This is a genomic window from Paenibacillus sp. 7516 (assembly GCF_002272715.1).
Classification (GTDB): domain Bacteria; phylum Bacillota; class Bacilli; order Paenibacillales; family Paenibacillaceae; genus Paenibacillus; species Paenibacillus illinoisensis_A.
This window is the reverse complement of sequence record NZ_NPBI01000004.1, coordinates 102,589-122,457: the sequence shown is the minus strand read 5'-3', so window position 1 is coordinate 122,457 and position 19,869 is coordinate 102,589. Positions and strand designations below refer to the sequence as shown.

At 43.1% G+C, this 19,869-nt stretch carries 15 protein-coding genes; 1 reads left to right on the top strand and 14 read right to left on the bottom strand.

Annotation, left to right across the window (positions count from 1 at the left end; genetic code table 11):
- Nucleotides 1-198: 198 nt before the first annotated feature.
- The 4 genes from CHI14_RS02735 to CHI14_RS02720 all read right to left on the bottom strand — a co-directional run bounded on the left by CHI14_RS02735 (nucleotide 199) and on the right by CHI14_RS02720 (nucleotide 7,016).
- The gene (locus CHI14_RS02735; RefSeq protein ID WP_095286979.1) at nucleotides 199-957 is read right to left on the bottom strand and encodes an SDR family NAD(P)-dependent oxidoreductase; all 759 of its coding nucleotides are present in this window, start codon (nucleotides 955-957) and stop codon (nucleotides 199-201) included.
- A 319-nt stretch (nucleotides 958-1,276) separates the two neighbouring features.
- Entirely contained in the window at nucleotides 1,277-2,509 is a 1,233-nt protein-coding gene (locus CHI14_RS02730; RefSeq protein WP_095286895.1) for a cytochrome P450 family protein, read from the bottom strand.
- Between the two features lie 119 nt (nucleotides 2,510-2,628).
- Entirely contained in the window at nucleotides 2,629-4,056 is a 1,428-nt protein-coding gene (locus CHI14_RS02725; RefSeq protein WP_095286894.1) for an MFS transporter, read from the bottom strand.
- A gap of 230 nt (nucleotides 4,057-4,286) precedes the next feature.
- Nucleotides 4,287-7,016: a family 78 glycoside hydrolase catalytic domain gene (locus tag CHI14_RS02720; RefSeq protein WP_095286893.1), complete on the bottom strand. Its 2,730-nt coding sequence runs from the start codon at nucleotides 7,014-7,016 to the stop codon at nucleotides 4,287-4,289.
- A gap of 154 nt (nucleotides 7,017-7,170) precedes the next feature.
- On the opposite strand from CHI14_RS02720, the gene CHI14_RS02715 reads away from it, so the two are divergent.
- Complete coding sequence (locus CHI14_RS02715; protein ID WP_095286892.1) at nucleotides 7,171-8,394, top strand: helix-turn-helix domain-containing protein; 1,224 nt, start codon at nucleotides 7,171-7,173, stop codon at nucleotides 8,392-8,394.
- A gap of 46 nt (nucleotides 8,395-8,440) precedes the next feature.
- On the opposite strand, the gene CHI14_RS02710 is transcribed toward CHI14_RS02715, so the two are convergent.
- The 10 genes from CHI14_RS02710 to CHI14_RS02665 form a co-directional block, all read right to left on the bottom strand.
- Nucleotides 8,441-10,657 carry a glycoside hydrolase family 3 C-terminal domain-containing protein gene (locus CHI14_RS02710; RefSeq protein ID WP_095286891.1) on the bottom strand — a complete coding sequence of 739 codons (2,217 nt, stop codon included), beginning with the start codon at nucleotides 10,655-10,657 and terminating at the stop codon, nucleotides 8,441-8,443.
- A gap of 333 nt (nucleotides 10,658-10,990) precedes the next feature.
- Nucleotides 10,991-11,323: a chaperone CsaA gene (csaA, locus tag CHI14_RS02705; RefSeq protein WP_095286890.1), complete on the bottom strand. Its 333-nt coding sequence runs from the start codon at nucleotides 11,321-11,323 to the stop codon at nucleotides 10,991-10,993.
- Nucleotides 11,324-11,348: 25 nt separating this feature from the next.
- Entirely contained in the window at nucleotides 11,349-11,672 is a 324-nt protein-coding gene (locus tag CHI14_RS02700; protein ID WP_095286889.1) for a putative quinol monooxygenase, read from the bottom strand.
- 43 nt (nucleotides 11,673-11,715) lie between these two features.
- Nucleotides 11,716-12,807 (bottom strand): FAD-dependent monooxygenase, encoded by a 1,092-nt coding sequence (locus CHI14_RS02695; protein WP_095286888.1) that lies wholly within the window; start codon nucleotides 12,805-12,807, stop codon nucleotides 11,716-11,718.
- Between the two features lie 14 nt (nucleotides 12,808-12,821).
- Nucleotides 12,822-13,673 (bottom strand): SDR family NAD(P)-dependent oxidoreductase, encoded by an 852-nt coding sequence (locus CHI14_RS02690; RefSeq protein WP_095286887.1) that lies wholly within the window; start codon nucleotides 13,671-13,673, stop codon nucleotides 12,822-12,824.
- 349 nt (nucleotides 13,674-14,022) lie between these two features.
- Nucleotides 14,023-14,610 (bottom strand): TetR/AcrR family transcriptional regulator, encoded by a 588-nt coding sequence (locus CHI14_RS02685; RefSeq protein ID WP_095286886.1) that lies wholly within the window; start codon nucleotides 14,608-14,610, stop codon nucleotides 14,023-14,025.
- A gap of 307 nt (nucleotides 14,611-14,917) precedes the next feature.
- Nucleotides 14,918-16,657 carry an ABC-F family ATP-binding cassette domain-containing protein gene (locus CHI14_RS02680; protein ID WP_095286885.1) on the bottom strand — a complete coding sequence of 580 codons (1,740 nt, stop codon included), beginning with the start codon at nucleotides 16,655-16,657 and terminating at the stop codon, nucleotides 14,918-14,920.
- A 475-nt stretch (nucleotides 16,658-17,132) separates the two neighbouring features.
- The gene (locus tag CHI14_RS02675; protein WP_095286884.1) at nucleotides 17,133-18,068 is read right to left on the bottom strand and encodes an NADP-dependent oxidoreductase; all 936 of its coding nucleotides are present in this window, start codon (nucleotides 18,066-18,068) and stop codon (nucleotides 17,133-17,135) included.
- Nucleotides 18,069-18,401: 333 nt separating this feature from the next.
- On the bottom strand, nucleotides 18,402-18,818 hold the full coding sequence (locus CHI14_RS02670; RefSeq protein WP_095286883.1) for a YjdF family protein: 417 nt from the start codon (nucleotides 18,816-18,818) through the stop codon (nucleotides 18,402-18,404).
- Nucleotides 18,819-19,050: 232 nt separating this feature from the next.
- Complete coding sequence (locus CHI14_RS02665) at nucleotides 19,051-19,752, bottom strand: hypothetical protein (RefSeq protein ID WP_095286882.1); 702 nt, start codon at nucleotides 19,750-19,752, stop codon at nucleotides 19,051-19,053.
- Nucleotides 19,753-19,869: the final 117 nt, after the last annotated feature.

Below are 19,869 nucleotides of genomic sequence, written 5' to 3'. Positions count from 1 at the left end.
CTTTGAAGAAGGATGTAAAACCTCCCAAAGGGTTCCCCCTCCGGCCATTTCCTATTATTGTAGTGTTGCAGAAGGTCAACATGAATCATCTATTGCTGATCGCAAAAGGAATGAACTAAACATAAAAGATAAGTGTGCTTGTAGACTTATTACAAGCACACTTATCTTTTGATTATTAGGGGGATGTACAGTGAATGATTAGAGTGTGATGCCACCATCTGCGAGGATGATTGATCCTGTCATGTAACTGGAATAATCAGATGCAAGAAACGCAACGATCTGGGCGAGTTCTTCTGGCTCGGCATAACGCCCGATCCGCATATTCGGAAACTCTTCAGGCACGTAGCCGCTCTCCTGCAGCGATTGGGGAACCGCTGCTGTCAATGTTGTAGCTACACCTCCAGGACAGATGGCATTAATACGAATACCTTTGCGAACATATTCAATGGCCGCCGCTTTGGTCAAACCCGCAACCGCATGTTTGCTTGCGGTGTATGCACCCAGACTGTGTTCAGCACGAATGGCCGTAGTGGACGCCGTATTAATGATATGGCCATATCCCTGTTTATCCATAACCTGCAAGGCATATTTCATGCCTAAAAAGATCCCTTTCACATTCACATCCATGATCCGTGTAAATTCTTCCTCGGAGATATCCTGGAAACGTTGGAATTTCTGGAGTATGCCCGCGTTGTTGAATGCCACGTCAATTTTCCCATAGACTTCTACTGCCTTTTGAATATAGTTTTGCACATCGCTCTCTTTCGAGACGTCAGCCTGTACAAAAGTAGCTTCGCCGCCATTTTCGTGAACCAGTGCTAGCGTTTCTTCCCCTGTCTGCTCATTGAAATCAACCAGTACAAGCTTCGCTCCGCGAGATCCCATAATCACCGCGCTGGCTCTTCCGATTCCACTCCCAGCTCCCGTAACAACGATCACTTTACCTTCCAGAGAGATACCTTCTTTATTTCCTGTCGGTGCAACAGGTTCTGGCTTCTGGGCTGTTGCTCCTAATTCAATGGCTGCCAGTTCCTGCTTCAAAGACTGAAGTGTAGACAAAGGAATATCTACCTGAGGCAATGCAGCTAGTTGATCCAACGTAAAGTTAGTGGCCATCTTGAACGTTGGTTCCTTCACGAATTCTGGCAAATGCTTTTCCAGTACAGCAAACGATTCTGTGTTGTTCAACAATTCACCAATTCGGATATTCTCGTCGTAACTCATTAGGTTCATCTCTCCAATATATTGATAATTTAGGTTCAAACTATTATTTCGATTAGTATACGACCGGAAAAGCTTTGAGTCCCCGGATGATCATACCTGGCCTCCACTCCAGCAGTTCCGCTTCCGTATTTAACCGAATCTCCGGCAGCCGTTGAAGTAAAGCGTTGATCGCAATCTCGCCTTCAAGTCTCGCAAGTGGAGCGCCAAGACAATAATGAATTCCTTTACCAAAAGCAATGTGGTCATTGACTTTACGAGTAATGTCAAACGTATCGGGGTTCTCGTATCGACTGGAATCCCGATTCGCTGAGGATAAAGCGACCAGCATCATATCTCCTTGGCGAATTTGTATTCCTTGAAAATCAACATTTTCCGCAGCCCATCGAACATTGCTAATTTCTGCCGGCCCATTAAATCGCAGCACTTCCTCAACCGCCGCTTGAATCAGATCCGGTTGCTCCATAAGTAGTTGCTTTTGCTGAGGATGTTCCAGCAACGCCAGCATGCCGTTCCCGATCAGATTCACTGTTGTTTCATGCCCTGCTATGATGAGCACGAACACAAGTGCATATAACTCCTGCTCTGTTAGCTTGTCACCTTCTTCCTCTATGCTGATGAGATCGCTGATGAGGTCCTGTTGAATATGGTTACGACGCTCCGTGATCAGTTTTTGTAAGTAATCTACAAAAGCCTTCATCACTTCATCGCTCTCCTGGTTCATCTGCGGATTGCTGACACTCTCCATAATGGTGTTGGACCAGGCTCTGAATTTATCTTGATCCTTCAGCGGAACACCTAGCATTTCACAAATAACGATAATGGGCAGCGGGAAGGCATAGTCCTCGATCAAATCAAATTCCCGAGTGTTTCCGGCCTGAATCTTATCCAGCAATTCATCGCTTATTTCCACAATTCGTCCCCGCAGCCTCTCAATCATGCGGGGAGTGAATGCCTTCTGAATCAAGCGCCGCAGTCGACGATGATCTTCCGGACCAACACTGATCAGATTCCGTGAAATAATCGCCTGATGCGGAGGAAGGGACTCCTCCGTTTCATTGTTCCTGTTATCGAGAACCCCGGTTACAAACCGACCATCCTGCAAAATGTTGACGGCATCCTCATAGCGGGTAACCATCCACGCAGCGTGCCCACTGGGTAGTAATAGTCGATGGACAGGCTCTTCGGCACGCAGCTTTTCGTAGACTGGGAAAGGCTGCTGAATGAAAGAATGATCCAAGAAATCAACTTTGGACTTGGAACGACCTTGATTTTCATTGGTAAACATCGCATCACTCCTCAAAATGATAGTAATGATATCATTACAATATAAAGACTATCACATTTGGTGATTCACTTTCAAATAAGTTCATTTACTTTCAGTAATGCGCGATAACCCGTACCTTCCTAAGGATTCAAGCGCTCTTCCAATTCTTTTACAATTTGAGGATACTTATCATCCAAATCGTACTTGCGCAAGCAGATATACGTAAGAACGAATATCACCAAAGGAAGATATACCGTCAGAACCAGAATGCTGGTAATCGCTGAATCCGCCTGCGTTGCTAATGCTCCGTCGTAGTTGCCCATTGCCAGAATCCAGCCGATCATCGCGGCAGCCAGGCCCATACCAATTTTAACGCCAAAACTGTTTGCGCTATTAACCATTCCAACTAACCGTTTACCTGTCTTCCATTCACCGTATTCCACTGTGTTGTTCACCAACACCCCGCCCACAGCCATCATTGGAATGGTTGCCAGTGTTGCGATACCGCCAAGTACCAAAGCTGCAATAAAGTTATATGGCATGAAGCAACGAATAAGTGATGAAACGATGCCAAGAATCATACCTATCCGTGCAGTTCTGGTAAGTCCGAACTTCTTGATCATGGGTCCCACCATAACAAAACCCAAAAATACCGGAACCAATCCAACTGCCCCCATGATTCCGATCAGGTCCTCATTCCCGAGAATATACTTGGTGTAATAGATTCCTGTTGAACCGTTAAGCGTATACAACATGTTGATCAATAACTGAGCAAACAGCATAATGACCCAGTATTTGTTTTGAAATAAGAGCTTGATGCTTTCCCAGAAGGGAATGTTATCGCTTTCAAAAATACTTATGCCAGTATTATTTTCTTTGGATGCTAAGAAGGTCAGGATTAAGGAAATGAAAGATACAATTCCCAGTACAACCGCAACGATAATCCATGCTTTTTGATCCCCACCAAGCATATTGGTTATTGGAATTAATGCGATAGCAATAATCATCCCGATAATATATCCAAAGATGGTTCGGGTAAGGCCCATTTTACCGCGTTCTTCTACACTTCGGGTGCGGATCGCCATCAAGCTTCCGAAAGGGATCGCAATTCCCGTATACACAATAGCTGAAGCAAAAGCTACTGTAGCTAAAGCATAGAAGGTTTTTACCGTTGATGATGCCTCGGCGGGCACTGTGAACAGTAATATGATAGATGCCAGTGTGGGTAGAGCCATCCATAGAATCCAAGGTCTAGCCTTTCCATATTTGGATTTTGTCGCATCAACGATTCTACCCATCAGCAAGTCTGCTATTGCATTGATAAATTTGGTGATGAGCATAATCGTACCCACTGTGGCAGCTGCAATCCCTACCTTATCCGTATAAAAATAAGTTAACATCCCGATTAGTCCGTTGATGGAGTTTAAGGCAACTTGGGCTGCTCCGTCGCCTAAGTAATGGTAAGGACGCATTGTTTTCTGGATTCCTTGGGCATCAAGGCCTAATGCCCTGGACTTTTTACTTCCCTTTCCAACTGGTGGATTAAAAATATCCCGCTCTGCTTTCATTGCTGTTCCCCCTTATCTCATTCGTTTCATGGTAACGCTTTCAAACATTATTTTAGTCCTCCACAAAGCATAAATATGGTAACTTCATTATTTTTTTAGTAATTTCATGTTGGAGCTTCGCTTTTTTTAAGCGCTATAATTTCGTTCTGCCAAAACGAATTTCTGTAATACAAAATGGCGCTGCTCGTTTCCTGCAGCGCCTTCTATATTCAACTCTTTCCCCTTAACACCTAGGAGGCATTGAGCATATGAATGACTCTTCTAAATAACTGTTCGGTCTCCTCTGGCGTATTGGCCAGCAATTGGCTTACAGATAAATCATAAGCATATTGGATCATCGGGTGATCCAGCATACCGGGAGCGTGCTCGTTTAACATTCGAACTGCTGTGGGCTCTTCCACAATCTCTTTGAGTGTCGAATCCATCGTAAATCGTTCTCTCTCGAGACTGGTTTCCGTCGCATATTCGAAGCTGTAAGATCCGGAGCCAACCTCCACAGGCATGGGTTTCTCAGGCAGTACAATAATTGCTGTTGTATTTGCTGGTATAGTTACATTTACAATAATTTTACCCGCCCTGCATGACCAAGAGCTTTTTATCTCTCCGTAGACCGAATCAAAAGCAGCATCTACCGAACTGATTCCTCGGATGAATTGAGGTTTTATTAGAATCTTCTTATAACCTGCTTCAATTGGATTAATTCCCGCGAGTTTTCTATACATCCATTCACCAATGGATCCATAGGCATAATGATTCAAGGAGTTCATGCCCGATGTATCGAAATCACCATTCGGCAGAATGGAATTCCAGCGTTCCCATATCGTGGTAGCTCCTTTCTTTACGGCGTACAGCCAGGATGGGAAATCCTCTTTTAAAAACAAGATACCAGCAAGGTCATGCAGGTCATTGTCCGATAAAGCATGACATAGATATGGAGTACCAACAAATCCTGTCGTGAGATGGTTTTTATGTTTCGCAATATTGTTTTCAAGCGTCTTGCGGATCCGATCCTTGTATCTTTCCTCAGCAAGGTTGAAGTGTAAAGCTAATACGCACGCCGTTTGCGTTTCGCTGACCAGTCTGCCAGTTGAAGAGATATATTCTGAATTGAAGGCTTGTTTGATCTCGCTGTACAATTTTTCGTAACGGACGGCATCTTCGGTTTTGTCCAGAAGCTTGGCTGTCTTTGCAACCAGTTCGGTCGAATACGCATAATAAGCGTTTGCTACCAGATAAACATCTGTAGCCCCTGTTCTTTCGTTACTGATCTCCTCTTTGTCTAACCCTAACCAGTCCCCATATTGATAACCAGTCTGCCATAGTCCATTGGTTCCACAACGTGCAGTAATATAATCAATCCACCCCTTCATGCTGTCGTATTGTTCTCGCAGCAAACGAAGATCTCCATAGGTTTGGTACATGACCCAAGGGACAATAACAGCGGCATCGCTCCAGGCAGCGGCTCCTTCCTGATTTCCAAGAATGTTAGGAATGACATGGGGAACCCCATATTCCTCCGTCTGTTCAGAGGCAAGGTCACGCAGCCATTTCTTGAAGAAGGAAGCAACATTCATATTGAACGCAGCTGTCCCGGCAAATACCTGTGCATCTCCTGTCCATCCTAAACGCTCGTCTCTTTGAGGGCAGTCCGTCGGTATATCCAGAAAGTTGCCTCTTTGGCTCCACTGAATATTGCTTTGTAATTGGTTCACCATCGCATTGGAAGTTACGAAACGGCCTGTTTCCTCCAGACTTGAATGAAGTACGCAAGCCGTGAATTGATCAACCTGGATCTCATCTACCCCTTCAATGGCGATATAGCGAAATCCATGGAATGTGAAGTGAGGGGCGAAAATTTGATCTTTACCATTACAGATCAATCGATCAATGGATACTGCCTGCCTTAACGTATCCGGATAGAAATTTCCTTCCTTATCAAGGACTTCAGCATGCCGTATGGTTATCATTTGACCTTTCAGCCCTTTTGTTCGAAGCTCTACAAACCCAGTAAGGATTTGCCCGAAATCAATGACACATTCTCCTTTAGGGGTTGTAATCAACTGAAGGGCAGGGAGTCTTTTTGTGATTGTGACAGGTTCACTTTCCTGAGCAACAAGGCGATTTTTATCGAAAGAAGCCGTTTCCACATAGAAGGACTGAATTTCATGAAAACAAGAATCATAAGTCTCGCCCATGTATATTTCGCTTGAACGGATGGGTCCGGTAGTCACCTGCCAGGTTTTGTCGGTTGCAATGATCTCTTTTGTTCCATCCGTATAGACAATGTGGATTTCCGCAAGTGCAGCGACTCTATCCCCGTAATGGTTCGGAGTGCAAGTAAAACCGAATATGCCTTTAAACCAGCCATTCCCCACCGTAATCTCTATTTTATTCTGACTTTCCAGCATCCCGTCCAAACGGTAAGTCTGATACTGCAATCGCTCGTTGTAATTTGTCCATCCAGGGGCAAAATAGTTTTCCCCTACTCTTGTCCCATTGATCGCAATTTCATAAACACCGAGGGAAGTCGCATAGATTCGGGCTTGCTGAATCTCCTTTTCGACGGAAAATTCTTTGTAGAAAACGGGAGGAGCACTTTCTTCACTCGGGAATCGATGTGTGATCCACTCTGCCTGAAAGTTGCTGCCCTTCAGCAACCCGGTCTCAAAATGTCCTTCCATGGCTGCGTGATTACCTTGGTTATCCCAAACTTCGACTTGAACCTGATACAAAGTCGTGGCCTGCAAACGAGGACCAGCGTATTCCACTAAAACGGAGTTGTCTTCATCCTTCTTTCCAGAATCCCAGATTTTCTGCAAATCTTGTGTGACTATTATTCGGTAAGCGGATTGCATAACGTCCTGTTCAATAGAACCTAATTTCCATGAGAATCTGGGGTTTATTGTGTCCAGTCCAATCGGATTTTGCATGTATTCAATCCGAAAATCTTTTAATTCCATGAGATAACCACCTTTCAACATAGATCGTGTACCGAAATGTTAACGCTTACTAAAATATCATAAAGAATTTTCCGCATACAATATGGTAATATCATTGTAATTTTGTAATTTTGATGTGATAAGATGATTAAAAAAAGAAGGAGTCAAACACAAAATGGATCTAAAACGTCAATGTAAACTCATTGCAGAACTTTTTGATATGTCCATATTCTTCGTAAGTTCCTCCGGAGAGGTTCAATTCGAACTGTTGGGTAATCGAATACTTAATCCGCTGTATAAAAATGATAAACAATTCTTTTTTTCAGTGTTGGGGTTTGATCCATCGGTGTGTAAAGAAGATCCATCTGTTGTAAGAACGATGTTTTTTGAGAACTACATTCTAATTCCTATTGGTAACAATCAGAACGATGAAGGAACCATCATTTTAGGACCTTCCCTTCCATTTAGCTTGATTGAACATAAACTAAATGGGCTTATCAATGACACACATCTCTTTGCCAACCGGGAACAAGTATTTCATTATTATCAGTCTGTTCCTGTGATAACTCATGAGAGGCTAATCAACATCACGATCTTGGTTAATCAAATGTTTAATCATGAATTGATCGAAGCTGAGGATGTAGTACAGGACTCTTTGCGCAGTATGTATATCAAGGAAAAAGAAATACAAGGTTCCATAAATTCTTCAAAAGGCTATGATGAGACGCTCCATCACAACCCACTCAATGAAAAGAAATTGTTAACGATCGTCAAGGAAGGTCAATTGGATATGCTTAAACACTTTACTCAACTTGGTCATGAAAATACAGGAGTCCTGTCCAAATCAAGTCATATCCGTTCTAAAAAGAATCTTGGCATCATCGGTATAGCTCTTGCAGCCAGAGCAGCAATTGACGGTGGTCTCTATTCGGAGATTGCTTTTTCGGTAAGTGATATTTACATACAGCGCCTCGAGGATCTACGGACCGATAAAGAAATCGATCAATGCTGCTTGGAAGCATTTTTTTCGTTAACCGAGAAAGTCTCTCAGGTTAAAGAATCGCAGCATTCTAAAATCGTAACACTTTGCAAAAATTATATATATAACCACCGTTATTCCAAAATTACTCACGAAGAAATTGCTGAACATGCCGGTATTAGCCCAAACTATCTGTCTGTACTATTTAAAAAAGAAGTGGGAGTTCCCGTGAATGAATATATTCAACAGATCAAAATTGAGGAAGCTAAACATATGATTCAATTTACGAACACTCCTCTCTCTGAAATCGGGTCTCTTTTGAATTTTACGGATCAGAGTTATTTCACCAAAATTTTCAAAAAACATTCAGGCAGAACCCCTAAGCAGTATCAACAAACGCATCATATGATAGAGGAATAAGCCCGGGCTGCGCCGGGCTTATTCTAACGATGCATTCATTTAACGGTTAACAGCGGATAAGATGCTGACCGTTGCTCATAAGTGCTGCATTGTGCAATGTGGTACCCATAATTAGTTCCTGCATTCCCTCACCCAGTCCTGCTTCATTCCCGTCATATTGCCCCATCGCACCCATAATTTCAGCACCAACGGGATGCTGCAGTAATTCACCGAATGTGGAATGCCTGGTAATGGGTTTGGTAACAATAACGCTCGATTCTACCTCGATCGTTTCAACGAGTTCAATCTCTCTTGAAGATTTTCCGACCATAATCTCGAATTTACCCGTCTCTACATGCCAGTCTTTCAGCTTAACATCGTAGTAAGCAAAGGCTCTTTTGTCCAGTTCAAAATGTACGGTGGTCTCTTCACCAGGATGAAGTGAAACTTTGGTGTACCCCTTTAATTCCTGAATTGGACGTGGGACCGTCGATTCCACATCACGTACATATAGCTGAATGGCCTCTTTGCCCGCTGTTTCACCCGTGTTTTTAACTTTTGCTGTAACCGTTATACTGCCAGTATCTTTGATCTGTTTATGACTGACCTGCAGATCACTATATTCAAATTGGGTGTAGCTCAAACCAAAGCCAAATGGAAATAAAGGCTCCACATCTCTTGTATCGTAATGACGGTAACCCGTAAAAATACCTTCCCGATATTCGGCAGTCTCACCGTCTCCGGGGAAATTCAAATACGACGGATTATGGATCAGCTTTTTAGGAAATGTTTCAGCCAGTTTTCCGCTTGGATTTACGTTTCCAAAGAGAATATCAACGATTGCACCGCCCAAAGCCTGTCCTCCAAGGTATGCCTCCAATACAGCCTTAACTTTATCCAGCCAAGGCATTTCAATGGGGCCTCCGTTGCTCAATACAACAATAATATTCTCTTGAACCTCTGCTACTGCTTCAATTAAAGTTCTGTGACTTTCCGGTAATTGAAGGTGTTTCCGGTCGAATCCTTCGGACTCGTAACGTTCAGGCAGCCCGGCAAATATCACGGCAACCTGTGCATTCTTTGCGGTAGCTACTGCTTCTTGAATCAGTTCTTCGTTTACAACATCTTCGTCTAATGTATAACCGGCTGCATACGAGATGCTTGCACTGTCAGTGGCTGTTTTAAGGATTTCTGCATAGATGTTATCCAGCTTCGTCGGCATAATATGTGAACTACCGCCGCCCTGGTAGCGCGGTTGCTGCACAAAGGCTCCGATAACCGCAATGGTATCTTCCGTGTTTAGAGGGAGAATGCTCTCCTCATTCTTAAGCAGGACCATGCATTCACTTGCAATCTTTCTGGCCAACTGGTGCTGAGCCTCTACATCAACCGATACTGACTTCCGCTGGCGATCTACAGCTTGGAATACAAGTGACAACAATCTCTCAACAGATTGATCCAGCATCTCTTCACTCAGCTTTCCCGATTGAACAGCTTCAATAATTTTCTTGCATCCCGCACCGTTGCTGGAAGGCATCTCCAGATCCAGACCGGCAGCTAGTCCCTGATCCCGTTCATTGACCGCTCCCCAATCCGACACCACTACGCCTGCAAATCCCCATTCTTCCCGGAGAATCTCAGTTAGTAACCGGCTGTTTTCAGAACAAAAATCACCATTTACTCTGTTATAAGCGGCCATGACGGTCCATGGCTCTCCCTCTTTCACTGCATATTCAAAGCTAGCCAGATAAATTTCCCGTAAAGTCCGTTCATCCACCACCGCATCGACAGACATTCGCTTATATTCCTGGTTGTTTACAGCAAAATGTTTGATGGAAGTACCCACGCCTTGGCTTTGTACGCCTTGAATATAGCTGGCTGCCAAAGTTCCCGATAAGTAAGGGTCTTCAGAATAATATTCAAAATTTCGGCCGCATAGCGGGGAACGCTTAATATTCACACCAGGTCCCAACACAATCGAAATATCCGCTGCCGCTGCTTCTTGTCCGATTGCTATCCCCATCGTATGGGCAAGTTCACGATTCCATGATGAGGCAACTCCACTCCCGGATGGGAAGCAGGTAGCTGGTACACTTTTGTTTATTCCTAAGTGGTCCGAACTCCCCTCTTGTTTTCGAAGTCCGTGAGGACCATCAGTCATCATAATAGAGGGAACCCCAAGGCGGTCGATGGATATGGTGTTCCAGAAATCTTTACCTGAGCAGAGTTCTGCTTTTTCTTCCAATGTCAATTGACTGATCATTTCTTTCAAATTAGGATTCATTCGCTCTCCTCCGTTGGTAAACATAAATAATGAAATCGGTTACTTCATAAGAGTAGATTAAATGATAATAAATATATGGTAAAATGGTTTCCTTTTTGGAAAAATGATATGTTATTTATGATGTGTGAACTCCGTAAGTGCTAACCTTATATCTGCTTCATAGACCAATTCATGATTACTCCAAAGATTAACGGAATAGAGTGAGTCCATATTACATTTTCACAAAAAAACTGCACCTCCGATCTGTTAGATGTTGTCTAACAATTGGGGTGCAGTCACACATTGGCCAGCAGCTTTCTTATTTGTATTCAGTTAACGTTCTCGTCGTCTAACTTATGCAATAGGAGTACCGTTAGGGATTTCAGTATCCGGCTTTAATAGAATAACATCTCCTTTTTCCGGGACTCCGCCCAAAACTAATACCTCCGATTTGAATCCAGCAATGCGCCGAGGAGGAAAATTGACGATTCCTACAATTTGTCTTCCTATAATGTCCTCAGCCTTGTAACGCTTAGTTATTTGTGCACTTGAGGATTTCATCCCGATCTCCGGTCCAAAATCAATCTTAAGCTTAATCGCAGGGATCTTTGCTTCTTCAAAAAACTCCGCTTCCTTAATCGTTCCGACACGAATATCTAGTGCTGCAAAATCATCGATCGTTGCCAATATTTGACCTCCCCAGTGTCGTAGTTTAATGCGCTGGACGAAACGGCTTCAGGAGTCGTATCCCTTCCTCAATGGATCCCTCCATCAGTTCTAAGAGCTGAGGCACCAGTTCCTGCATCCGCGGGGCGCTCAGGTGCCGATCGAGGGCTTCCCGGTTTTCCCAGCGCTCATAGATGATGAATGTACCAGGCTGGTCTTCTACTTCGTGAGCCTCATAGTCAATGTTACCCTGGTCGTTGCGTGACGGGGTGACAGCTGCAGTCATAAACGCCTTCATCTCGGCTTCTCTCCCTGCCTTGGCTCTAGCCTCCCAGAGTACTGTAACGTAACGGTTATTTGTATCGTTCATGCTAATTCCTCCTAATTTATAAGTAATGCTTAGCATCATGCTCTTATAAGCGCCCAAATGAACGATTAAAGCTCTGGCCCGTAAGAACATCTTGACGAACCAAATCTAAACGACGTGTTTGGTATTCACTCAAAGCATTTATTATCGAATTCGGATACTTTTTAATGGCGTCCATGATGGCAACCGTATCATCGAGTGCATCATTAAAGCCAGCGCCCGACATTGGCGACATGGTATGAGCGGCGTCGCCGATCATGGCTATTCTTCCTTTTGACAATAGATTAGGGATGTATTCATTAACAGGTGTCCCGATTAAACTGCGATCCTTAATCGCGATTTGTAAAATGGCATCATCTTCTGTGCTCCAATGGGCTTGGCTGGTTTGTGATAGTTCTTCCAGCAGCGAATCCGGAATAGCTTCACCGTATAAGGAATGCTGGGTAATCCCATCCTTTAACACGCCTAATTCAGACAGCAATTGATTATGCGAATGATCAAACCAGCAAAAACCTATCCATCGCTGGCCAGGATTGATTCCCCCCTCTATCCCTGGCATCACCGCAGTTGTCAATGTACCTGCAGCGCTATCGTTGAAATAAGCGTTCGAAAGCTGACGTTTTTTCCAGTCTTTCTTCGGCAGCAATTTTTCCTCCATTTTCCCTACCCAAACCAAATAGCCAGCATAATCTGCAAATGGTTTGTCAGGGCTTAAATAACGGCGGACAATACTGCGATATCCATCTGCTCCAATCAAGAAGTCACCTTTAAACGTCTGCTCCTTCTCACTGGTAGCCCAAGCAGAAGATTCATTTTGCCCAATACGAACAATTCGCGTATTGTGCTGAAAGGTAATACCAGGTTCTTTAGCGACCGCATTGAACAAACGTTCTTGAATAGCAGACCAGGCTTCAACGTTGTTGTTACCATTGGATGCCAAATGTCTTAGTTCACGTTCGATTTCACTATTAGAATAAGTCTTCGTGTGTAGGCGAATAAAAGCACCATTCCTTAATGATGAATCTGCACGTTCAAGAATAGTCACTGCATAACCAGAACGGGACAACGCTAGCCCCATCATTAGACCACCTAAAGATCCACCTACAACAATGGCATGTTCAAACTGTTGTTGTGACATCAGTCATATTCCCGTTACTGCAGCTTCATCTGGCTGCGGAGCATCCGGTCGAGGAGTTTATCCGGGAGAATACGAACCAGTCGGGTCAGCAGTGCAGAATCTCGGCCAGCCGTATAGCGGGTGCGCGGATTACTTGCGTGGATGGCTCGTGAAACCACTTCTGCCACTTTCTTAGGAGGAATACCGCTCGTTGCCCACGATTCAGCCTGCGCCTTTACGGCGTCAAAAAGACGATCATGGCGTCTGTGCTGATCGGGCGTCATTAACTTGGAAAGCCGATCGGCTGTCGAAACCCCTTTCTCCGACAGGCTGGTGCTGACACCGCCTGGGGTAATCATGATAACTTTGAGTCCGAACGAGGACATCTCTCTGCGAAGACTGTCATTGATCGCTTCCATCGCGTACTTTGCAGCTGAATAAATTCCGAAACCGGGCATTGAGATTTTGCCGCCAACGGATCCGATATTAACTACGCGTCCGCCGCTCTTCAGCAAGGCCGGAGTAAGCGCCTGAATAACCGCAACTTGCCCGATCACGCTGACTTCGATCTGACGGCGAAATTCATCCAGCGGAACCATCTCAAGAGGTGCATTAACGGCAATACCGGCATTGTTGACCACGGCGCGGAGCGGGCGACCAAGCGGATCTTGCTCCACTCGTTCGGCCAGCGCCCTTAGTGTGTCGATAGCAGTAATATCAAGAATCACCGGTTCGATATTTTTTTGCTTGATTTCTTCGGCATCTTCCTGACGGCGAACCCCGGCTAAAACGTAAAATCCTTCAGCGGCGAGCTGCACCGCGGTAGCTCTGCCGATTCCACTTGAAGTACCTGTGACGACAACCATTTCTTGAGTTTTATATGGCATTGTAAACCTCCCGAGTTTGATAAGTTATGAATCACTATATAGCACTGTTATACGGTTATTATAGCAGTGCTATATAGAACTGTCTATAGCGGTGCTATATATTTTTTCATATTGTAATCTTTCTTCGACCTCAACATCATTAATGACGGGCGGAGCGTGAGACACTTCGACGCTCACACCTACCGTAGCGTGAGGAATGAGCTCATCGAAACCCTCTAAAAATGAAAAAGATCACCATCCTGCACGGATAGGCGATCTCTCTTATGTGCTACCATTTGTGGTTCTTCATCTTTACCATGCAACAAAACAAAGCCCACATAGGGGCTTTGTCTGGAGTCTCCAGGCTCTGTCATCGATCCTTCATTTTAAAACCGGAGTCCGGCATTGGGATCAAGATGATCTGCATCACGCTTTCTCGAATGAGATCAATGACGCCTGGCTGGGGTGGGGGCACCTTGCGAATTTGGGACGTCACGTACAGCCAAGAGGCCGTATTGGCCGAAGCCCAGACCAGATCTGCCGCAGCTTCGGCTGAAACAGCGAGTTTTCCTGCGGCGGCGACTCTTTGAACATTTTTCACCAGTGCTTGGTACGACTGATCTGCCGCCTCGATATGGGCGCCCTCAAGCAGCCGCCCCATCATTGCCGCATAAATCCGAGGACGGGCTGCCGCGAAGCGGACATAGTCATCCCAACCCTGACGAAGCGCCATCTCTGGAATAGGGGACTCCACTGCGGCAATTTTGCTTTCGAATAATTGTTTGAACGCTTCCACTATAGCTGCACTCAGGAGTCCATCGGCATTACCGAAATGGTGGTAGAGTGTAGGTGCCGTAACCTGCGCGATCGAAGTTACAGCTCGCGTCGAAAATTGGGCTCCGCCCTCTTCTTCGAGAACCTTAAGAGCAGCTGCTAATATTTTGTCATATGTGTTCATAACCCTATTATAGCAGTGCTATATACGTATGTCCATGACAAGGCTGTACCGTATGACCATGATTATCCCGTTCGAGATCACAACATGGTGAAACAAGCCTATTTTCGTTTTAATCGGTTCTCATTTATCAAAAGGTAGGTGCAGGTAATTCATCAATTTTCAAACGTAGTAAATTATATGGTTTTTTTCGCAGGTCTTTTCCATAATGAAATCATGTATCATCTTTGGACTCAGAATCATTCAATTAGCCCTATCCGCTGTAACTGACTTCACTCTCTTGTAAATAATTCAATCAGAGATGTGTAATTTAAAGCAACTTAATTAACTCTTCTAACTCATCAACCAATACTTTAGCAAGTTCAAAATTAGTATCTTTTAAAGCCATTTCTATTTTCATTTCAACTGATTTTTTCTTTTGTTCAGTTTCTAAATAATCTTTATTAAAATGACTAGCATAAATCATTTGTCTAAATTCTTGCATACTCATTTTACTAATCGTTTTATCGTCAATGATTAAAACATAATCCATACCATTCACAACAGAATAAAAATCATGTGAAATCATGAGAATTGCACCTTTATAGTCCTCGATGGCTTTCTCCAGTGCAATTTGTGAATACGTATCTAAATGGCTTGTCGGTTCATCAAGAAGCAAAACGTTTGCTTTACTGGCAGAAACTTTAGCCAATTGAAGCATGTTTTTTTCTCCACCAGATAAAGACGCTATCTTTTGATTAAGGATTTCCCCTTCAAAGCCATATTTTGAAAGATACGATCTAATCTCATCATACGTTTTAAACCCGGCATCTATAAATTCATTTAGTATGGTATTCGAATCATTTAGCATTTCACCTTGAAGCTGAGATAAATAAGCCACATTAACATCATCATTTATTTCAATGGAATCCTGATTGTTTTTATAGATTTCACGGAGTAAAGTCGTTTTCCCGGTACCATTTGGACCAATCAGGGCTACTTTATCTGTTGATTTGATCTCAAAATTCACATTTTCCAAAAGCAACTCATCAAAGGAAACGCTATAATTATTGACTTTAACGACAACGGTGTCTTCGATTTCCTTATCGATACCAAAACGGATATTCGGCTGCTTAATATCGACAAATGGCTCTTTTATTCGACGCGCTTCCAATCTCTCTTGAAACTTGACTCTGGCTTTTAACGCTCTGCCTCTGGAGGCTTCGGAATTATATGTGGCGATCTCTCTAAGATTGTCGATGATGTGATCGTATCTCTCTATTTCTTCCGCCTCGGCAACCGCGATTTCTTGCAGCTCGATCTTAGTCTGAAGCAGTGAGAAATTGTAGTCAATATACCGTCCATCAAACTCTTGGATCTCCGTGTTTTCAAGGTGTATAATTTTGTTGAAACAATGATTCAATAGATAACGGTTGTGCGTAACAACTAGCAGCATTCCCTTGTGGGAATTAATCAATTTTTTAAGCGAATTTAGGTTTTCAAAGTCCAAAAATACATCGGGTTCATCCATAATCAATAAGTCTGGACGATTAAGCATTTCCTTCATCACTTGAATAAGTTTGAATTCCCCACCACTCACGTCGGATATATTAAGATCTTTGAGCTTCATGAGATTGGCCAGGTTTAGCTGCTTATTAATGGTGTTTTCGAAATTATCCCCATTCATCGATTCGAATGCATCCAAAGCCGATTGAACCTTCTCCATCAGCGACTCCATGTCAGACGAGGTGGCCATCTCTGCATACAGCGCTGTGATTTCATCTTGTATCTTGATGAATTCTTCTCCGATATATTCAAATACGGTTATTTCTTTCGTTTTGTCAACTTGCGAGAACTGACTGACATACCCGATTCTGCAATCCGGGTCTATCTCTAACTTGCCCTCAAACAAATACCTTTCTGGATCTAACAGTATATCGACCAGTGTACTTTTCCCACTGCCACTTGTTCCTATAAAAGCGCAATGCTCTGCCTCTTCTAACGTAAATGAAATGTTGTTATATAGTTCTTTTTGCGGAAATGAGAAGGATAAGTTATCAACTTTTATCATAGTGTTACCTTTCTTTATAACCAAAATGGTGACTATTATTAAATATATTGTCGAACATAGACTCTCAGAGTAACACTGTTTACCCACTAGTTCAATCCATTTGACGATGTTCAGGAGTTATTGCTCCTGGACCATATGTTTTTATCATTTTTAGCTTCAGCAATAACAGGACCAAAATAGATAATGTATGGTCTCCGTCCATTCTAATTTTTGCATAATGTAACGCAATACACTTAGACGTATAAGCTCTGATTTGATTTTACATTAGACCTAAGCCTAGGATAAACCAAAAGACTCCGCTCTCTAAAAGGAAGTCTTCAAAAATTTTACCCATTAACTTATAAAATGGGAGGCAGAACACGAGAGACATTATTTCCTTAATTCATTATTTCTATATGGTGTTCATAAAAAAGCTTTGGCCTTGCCTCTCGACAGCTGCCTATTTTAATTTGATCTGTTTTTCCCAGTCTCCATTTTAAAATGTAATGACAATTTTGCCTACAGCGTGGTGTGTTTCACTCAATGCATGTGCATCATAAATCCCCTGTCTACTAAACGGGAATGTTGCCCCCACAATCGACTTAATCTTTTTTTCTTCCATCAGATCTGCGATTTTCTGTAATTGATCACCATCTGGCTGCAGCCAAATCCCCTTTGCTGATACATTGTGCATCTTAGCTGTATCATGATCGGGTTCACCAACAATGGTAATCAGTCTTCCGGTATTTGGCTTAAGCACCTTATAGCTATTCTCAGCTACTTCTCCACCCATCGTGTCAAATACTAAATCGATATCTTTTAGAATTTCCTCAAATTTTTCCTTCTTGTAATCAATGACTTGGTCAGCACCCAATGAATAGAGAAGTTCATGGTTTTTTTCACTCGCTGTTGTAACAACCTGAGCGCCGGCATACTTTGCTAATTGAATGGCATACATCCCTACACCACCAGCACCAGCGTGAATAAGTACAGTTTCACCTTCTTTTAAATGGCCATGAGTAAACAATGCCTGCCACGCCGTTAAACCTGCTAAAGGTACAGCCGCAGCCTCCTCATATGAGACGGAATCAGGTAGCTTAGCCAGTAGGTGCTCATCAATTGCTGTATATTCAGCATATGTACCGAAACGAGTGGTTTCAGGACGACTGAATACTCGATCCCCCACTTTCCACTTCGAAACGTTTGAACCAATTTCAGAAATGACTCCAGCTGCATCCCAACCTAAGATAATAGGGAATTCCCAATCAAACATTTGTTTTAAGTAACCCTCTCTTAATTTCCAATCAATTGGATTAATCGATGTAGCCTCTAGTTTTACAACCACTTGATTAGCTTCTGCCCTTGGTTTATTCACTACCTGCTCAACTAACACATCTTTACTTCCATATTGATTAATCACAACTGCTTTCAATTTTGATAACACTCCTTTAAGCTAATAGTATTTCAAGTACAATCCCCGATTATTTATTTATATCCAGTCACTGCATGTTCATAAATTTTGTCGTGACTTATTTTTTACAACCAGTATAAAATTATGCAAATTTGAAGTTTATCAAAGGATCGGGCCTCGATACCCTAATGAACGCCCTCCTCTCAAGCGGCAAAGCGTAAATTCTAATTCCCCGGCCTTTGATACGGTCAGTGAGCAACTCTTTAAGCTGGAAAGGCTACATTTTTTGCATATCTATAAGGAATAAAAAAAGAAGCACATCTAAAAGACGTGCTTCCTCTTTGACTTTCTTGACTATTTGCCTCGGTGCTTCTTCTTAGCCTTTTGAACTCTAAGTTGGTATTTTCTCTCATTTTCTTCAAGAATTTGTTGACGATTATGCACTTTTCGTTGGAGTTTCCTAGACTCATGGACCAGCTTTATTGCCTCCTGAGCGTGACTAGTTAAACCTCTCCGGGCAATCTCCTTAGATGCCTGGCGAGCTAGTCTTTTCGGATTTACTCGAGTGTTTTTGCTTCGTTTAGCATTCGTCTCAACCGTAATAAGGCTCATCAATTTCATCATTTTCTCACTTACAAACTCTAAAACCTCTGAATCCTTCGGTTCGTTACCAAAAATATGACGATAGGCTCTTAGACGTCCCTGCTCTTCCTGCTCTATCACACCGATCCAGTACTTACAACTTTCATCAAACAATACGGTAAGCTTCACAACTTACTCCCCCTCTGTTTTACTGGAGTGATGGACATCCCGAGGGGGGAAGGTCACTGACACAAGGAATAGCCCTGCGCGACCGGACTACCAACCGATCTGTGTTTTTACACTCCTATTAGGTTATATCACACTTTTTACAATTGTTAAACTGCTCTACTAACCTGCCTAACTCCCCGACTGGTATTAAAGGTGAATCGTATGAATGGCTACCAATGTCGATCACTAAATATTAGTCCAGAAGGCTGTAGATCTGAATGCTCTCCACCTTGGCATTCTTGATATGAAACGACATCACATCCACATAGTTGGAAGGCTCGTAACGGAAGTCATCCTCCTCATCAGGGGCTCCATTACCAAGCAGTTTCCCCTCAGGATAGGCGTTTTTGAGTGTATCCAGGCTATCTCCTGCTTTTATGTTTCGTACTGTTGCGTACTTAGGATCTGTAATTTCGATATGAAAGATGGAGTCTTGTTTCCCCTCCGGTATACTGATTGTTTTAATTTCCAGACCAGGATACGTATAAACCTTTTCTGTAAAACCGATTAACGTATCCATGTTGGTTCCATCGTCGGCACTGTACGTATGGGATTTCAGGTTATCCGGTGTGCCGAGCATCTGTTCCATCTGATCTTCATTCGCTGTATCCGAAATCGCAATGGTGTGCTCATTATAGACAAAAGCAAGCTCCTTCAGCACCACATTGCCTTCCTTCTCCATTGAACCTTCCTTAATCGCTTCACCACTCTGTTCTTCCGAATTGTCTGAAGCAGGCGCAGTGGAATTGGTTTCTCCTTCGCCTTTGCTTTGTTCATTCGCTGTGTTCTGTCCGGTCGCTGGAGATGTAGCATCACTGGACTGACAGCCCGTTAATGCCACCGTTAGTAAAGCACCTAGTACGATAAAACCTGCAGCTTTCTTTGTTAACTTCATCATGATCCCTCCATAATGTTGATTTGTTCTTATGAAGTGATTATAAATAAATCATTTGTTAGTCTCATAACAGAAATGTACCAATCTTGTAACGTTACCTATTTGGGCTTGGGTTTA

Coding starts and splice junctions, on each gene's coding strand:
- CHI14_RS02680 (WP_095286885.1), bottom strand. CDS start 16,657: ATGATAAAAGTTGATAACTTATCCTTCTCATTTCCGCAAAAAGAACTA.
- CHI14_RS02690 (WP_095286887.1), bottom strand. CDS start 13,673: ATGCCATATAAAACTCAAGAAATGGTTGTCGTCACAGGTACTTCAAGT.
- CHI14_RS02700 (WP_095286889.1), bottom strand. CDS start 11,672: ATGAACGATACAAATAACCGTTACGTTACAGTACTCTGGGAGGCTAGA.
- CHI14_RS02730 (WP_095286895.1), bottom strand. CDS start 2,509: ATGTTTACCAATGAAAATCAAGGTCGTTCCAAGTCCAAAGTTGATTTC.
- CHI14_RS02685 (WP_095286886.1), bottom strand. CDS start 14,610: ATGAACACATATGACAAAATATTAGCAGCTGCTCTTAAGGTTCTCGAA.
- CHI14_RS02710 (WP_095286891.1), bottom strand. CDS start 10,657: ATGAATCCTAATTTGAAAGAAATGATCAGTCAATTGACATTGGAAGAA.
- CHI14_RS02695 (WP_095286888.1), bottom strand. CDS start 12,807: ATGTCACAACAACAGTTTGAACATGCCATTGTTGTAGGTGGATCTTTA.
- CHI14_RS02715 (WP_095286892.1), top strand. CDS start 7,171: ATGGATCTAAAACGTCAATGTAAACTCATTGCAGAACTTTTTGATATG.
- CHI14_RS02725 (WP_095286894.1), bottom strand. CDS start 4,056: ATGAAAGCAGAGCGGGATATTTTTAATCCACCAGTTGGAAAGGGAAGT.
- CHI14_RS02720 (WP_095286893.1), bottom strand. CDS start 7,016: ATGGAATTAAAAGATTTTCGGATTGAATACATGCAAAATCCGATTGGA.
- CHI14_RS02665 (WP_095286882.1), bottom strand. CDS start 19,752: ATGAAGTTAACAAAGAAAGCTGCAGGTTTTATCGTACTAGGTGCTTTA.